Source organism: Mumia sp., assembly GCF_028803055.1.
Lineage (GTDB): Bacteria > Actinomycetota > Actinomycetes > Propionibacteriales > Nocardioidaceae > Mumia.
In genome coordinates, this window is sequence record NZ_JARBCJ010000217.1 from 1 (window position 1) to 5267 (window position 5267).

At 70.4% G+C, this 5267-nt stretch carries 3 protein-coding genes; 2 read left to right on the forward strand and 1 reads right to left on the reverse strand.

Annotated features, from left to right (window positions below):
* Nucleotides 1-3528: alpha-L-rhamnosidase (locus PV363_RS15720; RefSeq protein ID WP_301022821.1), on the reverse strand; the 3528-nt coding region annotated here is incomplete at its 3' end.
* A gap of 198 nt (nt 3529-3726) precedes the next feature.
* Here PV363_RS15720 and PV363_RS15725 point away from each other — a divergent pair.
* A complete protein-coding gene (locus tag PV363_RS15725) occupies nt 3727-4716 on the forward strand; it encodes a sigma-70 family RNA polymerase sigma factor (protein WP_301022822.1) in 990 nt (329 codons plus the stop codon).
* Nucleotides 4717-4788: 72 nt separating this feature from the next.
* Nucleotides 4789-5267 (forward strand): NAD(P)H-binding protein (locus tag PV363_RS15730; RefSeq protein ID WP_301022823.1); only part of this gene is annotated, 479 nt, incomplete at its 3' end.

Here is a 5267-nt window from a genome sequence, read left to right on the forward strand (position 1 = left end):
GGTCGGTGTGTCGACCAACCGCAGCACGCGCTGCAGGTCAACCCACAGCTCGAGCGCCGACACGGTGGCGAGCGCCTGGTGAGTTCGCGTTGCCGCCGTGTCACGGTCGCCCTCGGCGCGAGCCGCGCGAGCCTGCTCGACCTGGCGGTCCAGCGTGGCGACCTCGGCCTGCAGGTGCCGCTTCAGCAGCCGCGTCAGCAGGCCCTTCGTCGCCAGCGCGTCGACCTGCCCGGCCAGCACGTCCACGTCCGCGGCCGCCTCACCCAGCTCGCCGAGCGCGCGGTCGATGCCGAAGCGGTAGTCGCCCGACCCCACCTCGTACACGGCGTGCCCGTCCTCGTACGCGACGAACCGCACCCCGTCGGCCGACTCCGCGGCACCACCGCCCTCGGTCACCGCCCAGCGGCCTGGTGCCGGGATCCGGATCTCCGCCGTCGTGTTCGCCGGCACCGACACCTCGAGATCGAGCCCGCCGCTGACCTTCTTCCACGCGCTGCGGACCGTGCCGTAGCGCGTCTCGACCGCAAACGTCACGTGGTCGAGGCCCTCGCCCGGCTCCGGCGCGACCAGCACCTTGCGGTAGCCCGGCTCGAGCTCGGAGACCCCGGCCATCGTCCGGTACATCCACTCGCCGACAGCGCCGTACGCGTAGTGGTTGAACGAGTTCATGCCGACGTCGTTGAAGGTGCCGTCGGGGTTGATCGAGTTCCAGCGCTCCCAGATCGTGGTCGCGCCCTTGCCGATCTCGTACCCCCAGGAGGGGTAGTCCTCGTTCTGCAGGAGCCGGTACGCGATGTCGGTGCGGCCCGCCTTCGTCAGCGCCGGCAGCAGTCCGTCGACCCCGAGGAAGCCGGTCGAGAGGTGGTAGTCGCGGCGCTCGAGCGTCTCGACGAACTGGTCGACCACCGCGTCGAGCCGGTCGGCCGGTGCCAGGTCGTTGATGATCGTGAGGATGTACGAGGTCTGGCTGTCGCCCTTCACCGTCCCGTCGGCGGCGACGAAGGCGTCCTGGTACGCAGCGCGGATCGCCTCGTACCGTGCCTGGTAGGCCGCAGCGTCCGCGTCGTTGCCGATCGCCTCAGCCATCTGCGCGAACTCGCGGGTGCTCTTCGCGACGAAGGCGGTGTCCAGCACGTCGGCCGGCGTCGGGTCGTCGAGGTTGAGCCAGTCGAGGTATCCGCCGGCCGACCGGATGTGGTTGGTCGAGTCGGCGTCGAGGAAGTCGACGTACTTCTTCATCATCGTGTAGTTGTCGCGGATCACCTCGGTGTCTCCGTACGCCCGCCACAGCGTCCACGGCACGTGCACGCCGGCGTCCATCCACCCCGCCGACTCGTACCCGCCGTCGAACCGTCCGGGCACGATCGGCGCGACGCCCGGCAGCGACCCGTTGGCGCGCTGGGTGTCGCGGAGGTCCTGGAGCCACTTGTCGAGGAACGTCTGCGCGTCCATGTCGTAGACCGCCGTGCGGGCGAACACGTTGATGTCACCGGTCCACCCCATCCGCTCGTCGCGAGCCGGGGTGTCGGTCGGGATCGAGAGGAAGTTGCCCCGCATGCCCCAGACGATGTTGCGGTGGAGCTGGTCGACGAGGTCGGAGGAGGTGTCGAGCTCGGAGGTGAGCTCTCCGTCGGTGCCCACGACGACACCCACGACGTCCTCGGCGTCCGGCGCTTCATCGACGCCGGTGACCTCGACGTAGCGGAATCCGTGGAACGTGAACGCGGGCTCGTACGTCTCGGAGCCGTCGGAGCCGAGCGTGTAGTAGTCGGTCGCCTTCGCGCTGCGGAGGTTGGCGGTGTAGAGGGTGCCGTCGGGATTGAGCACCTCGCCGTGACGGATCCGGACCGTGTCGCCCTTGTCGCCGTCGAGGGTCAGGCGGACGTGGCCGACCATGTTCTGGCCGAGGTCGTAGAGGTGGGCACCGTCGGTCGGAGAGTCGATCCGGCGGGTCTCGGTGAGCTCCTGGGTCACGCGGACCGGCGGGGCGGTCTGCGGCTCGAGCGTGTCCACCGGCTCGTCGCGGACGACCACGTCGGTCCAGCCCTCGGGCTCGTACGACGGCTCGTCCCAGTCACCGAGGGCGTCGGCACGCCGCCGGTCGAAGGTCTCGCCGTCGAGCAGGTCGGCCGCGCGCACAGGGCCGTCGGTCGCGTTCCAGGAGCCGTCGGTCGCGACCGTGGTCGAGGTGCCGTCGGTGAAGTCGACCACGAGCTGGGCGATCAGGGAGGTGTCGGTGCCGTACGTGTTGGGGCCGAACATCGCGATGTTGCCGGTGTACCAGCCGCGGGAGAGCTCGGCCCCGAAGGCGTTGTCGCCGGAGCGGACGAGGTCGGTGACGTCGTACGTCTGGTGGTCGATGCGCTTGTCGTACGCGGTCCAGCCGGGGGCGAGCTCGTGGTCGCCGACACGCTCGCCGTTGAGGTGCAGGCGGTAGACGCCGCGCGCGGACGCGTAGACGCGCGCACGCTCCACCTCTTTGCCCGCCAGGTCGAACTCCTTGCGGAGCAGGGGGACGGGATCGTCGCGTCGCAGCCACACCTCGGGGCCGGCGGCGTCGACCCTGAGCGTGCCGTCGGCGACCGTGCCGGCAGAGAAGGTGCGGTCGCCAGCGGGGAAGGTGGTGTCGACGAGCGTGGTGCCGTCGTCGGAGGTGACCACCACGTCGTGCACCAGCCCGGTCTCGGGTGCGCTGGTGCGGAAGCCGAGGGCGCCGGGGCCGGTGAAGGTTGCGTCGGTGCGCTCGTCGAGCAGCGCCCCGTCCACCGAGGTCCTGATCGTCGTGCCGTCGACCTCGACGCGGTAGCGGTGCTCGGCCGCGAAGTCGAAGCCGGCAGGGAACGGCGTGGCCGGGAGGACTCGGTATCCGCCGTCCTTGACGTGCGGTCGCAGCGACTTCTCCGCCTCGCTGATCTGCCACATGTAGGCGTGCTCGGTGTCGCGGCCGCGGAAGTAGACGCCGAGGGCGCCGGAGATGCGCGAGGCCGTGAACTCGATCGTGTAGTCCGTCCACTGCGCGCCCAGCTCTGGGCGGGCGGCGCCGACCCACGCGGCCTTCCAGTCCGAGGCCGTGAGGAGACCGGTCTCGAACGTGGCGGGGTCGCTCCACGACGACGCCGCGCCCGTGTCGTCCCAGACCCGGACCGACCACACGTAGCCGGTGCCGGAGGCCAGAGCAGGCCCGCCGTACGGCACCTCGACGGACTGGCGGGACTCGACCTTGCCGCTGTCCCACACGTCGGGGTCGCTCAGCCGCGCTTCGCTGCGCGCCACGCGGACCTGGTAGGCGCTCTGGGTGACGCCGCGGCGGTCCGCGTCGAGCTGCCAGCCCAGGCGTGGTTTCCTGCCGTCGATCCCGAGCGGGTTCTCCGTTCCGTTGACCCGGAGCGCGCCGACCGTCGGCGGAGCGGACGACGCGGTCGCGGCGGTGGAGGCTGAGACGTCGGTCGTGGCGGCGGCGGGCGTCTGGAGGCCGAGCAGGAGTGCGGCTGCGGCGACGAGAACGAGAGGGCGGGGTGGGATCACCACGGTGGCTCCTTCGCTGGAAGCGTTTGGAACGTTTCAACAGACGCTAGAGTGACGTAGGTCACTCCGCTAGCCCTGTGACCGGTTCCGGCCACGGGCGCCCGGCAACCGGCTGACAACTCGCTCGTCCGAGAACTGTCAGTTGCGTACGTTTTCCTGTGGGTGTGGCGGTGGGAAACTGCTGCGGATGGGGGAGGGACCATGACGGCCATTGCAACGACCGAGCTCGAGCTCGAGACCTATCGCCGGGAGCTGACCGGCTACTGCTACCGCATGCTGGGCTCTGCGTTCGATGCCGAGGACGCCGTCCAGGAGACGATGGTTCGCGCCTGGCGAAGCCTCGACAAGTTCGAGGGACGATCGTCCCTGCGGTCCTGGCTCTACCGGATCGCGACCAACGTCTGCATGGACATCCTCGGCTCCGGCCAGCGGCGCGCCCGCCCGATGGACCTCTCCGCGACCGCCTGGCAGCCGGTCGTCCACTCGCTCGCGGCGCAGCGCGCCAACGAGGCGTGGATGGAGCCGATGCTCGACGAGCGCATCATCCCCGACTCGGCCGATCCCGCGGAGGTGGCGGCAGGCCGTGAGTCGATCAGACTCGCGTTCGTGGCGGCTCTGCAGCATCTGCCGCCGCGTCAGCGTGCGGTGCTGGTGCTCCGCGAGGTGCTCCGGTGGAGGGCTGCCGAGGTCGCCGACCTCCTCGACACGTCGGTCGCCTCCGTCAACAGCGCGCTCCAGCGGGCCCGGGCGACCTTGAGCACGGTGCGGTCGACGTCCGGAGACACCTACGACGAGCTCGACGCCGATCAGCAGGAGCTTCTCGCGAAGTACGTCGCCGCGTTCGAGGCGTACGACATGGACACCTTCGTGTCCCTGTTGAGAGAGGACGCCACGCAGAGCATGCCCCCTTTTGTCATGTGGCTCCAGGGACGGGAGGACATCCGGACGTGGATGGAGGGGCCCGGCAAGGAGTGTCTGGGATCTCGCGTGGAGCCGATGAGTGTCAACGGCGCTCCAGCGCTGGCGCAGTGGCGGCCCGCGCCCGAGGGCGGGTTCGTCCCGTGGTCGATCACTGTCCTCGACGTCCAGGGCGGCGAGGTCACGAACATCTCGACCTTCCTGGACACCCGCCTGTTCCCGCTGCTCGGACTCCCGGAGACGCCCCCGGAGCGACCGTACGAGGGCCCATAACGCCACATGTCACACCGGCGCCCGCTGCGCCGTCCCCTCAGTAGGAGCACTTCCACAGCGAAGGGGACGACAATGAGGGTCGCAGTCATCGGGGGGACGGGCACGCTGGGCAGCGTGGTGGTCGCCGCGTTGCAGGCGCGCGGTCACGAGGTGCGGCCGGCGAGCCGCAGCAGCGCGAGTCATCCGGTGGACCTGAGCACCGGAGCGGGTCTGCGCGAGGTGCTCGACGGGTGCGCGGCGGTCGTGGACGCGAGCAACGGGTTCGGCTCCAAGGCAGCGCAGGCGGTCCTGATCGACGGGTCCCGGCGTCTCCTGGAGGTGGAGAGCGCGGTCGGGGTGGCCCACCACGTGGTGGTCTCCATCGTCGGCTGCGACAAGGTCCAGAACGCGGGCGGATTCGGGTACTACCGGGCCAAGGTCGAGCAGGAGGAGGTCGTACGGACGGGGCCCGTCCCGTGGACGCTCGTGCGGGCGACCCAGTTCCACGACCTCCTCGACACGCTGTTCGCCGGCGCCGCCAAGGTCGGGATCCGCCCCTCCGTGGAGGCGCC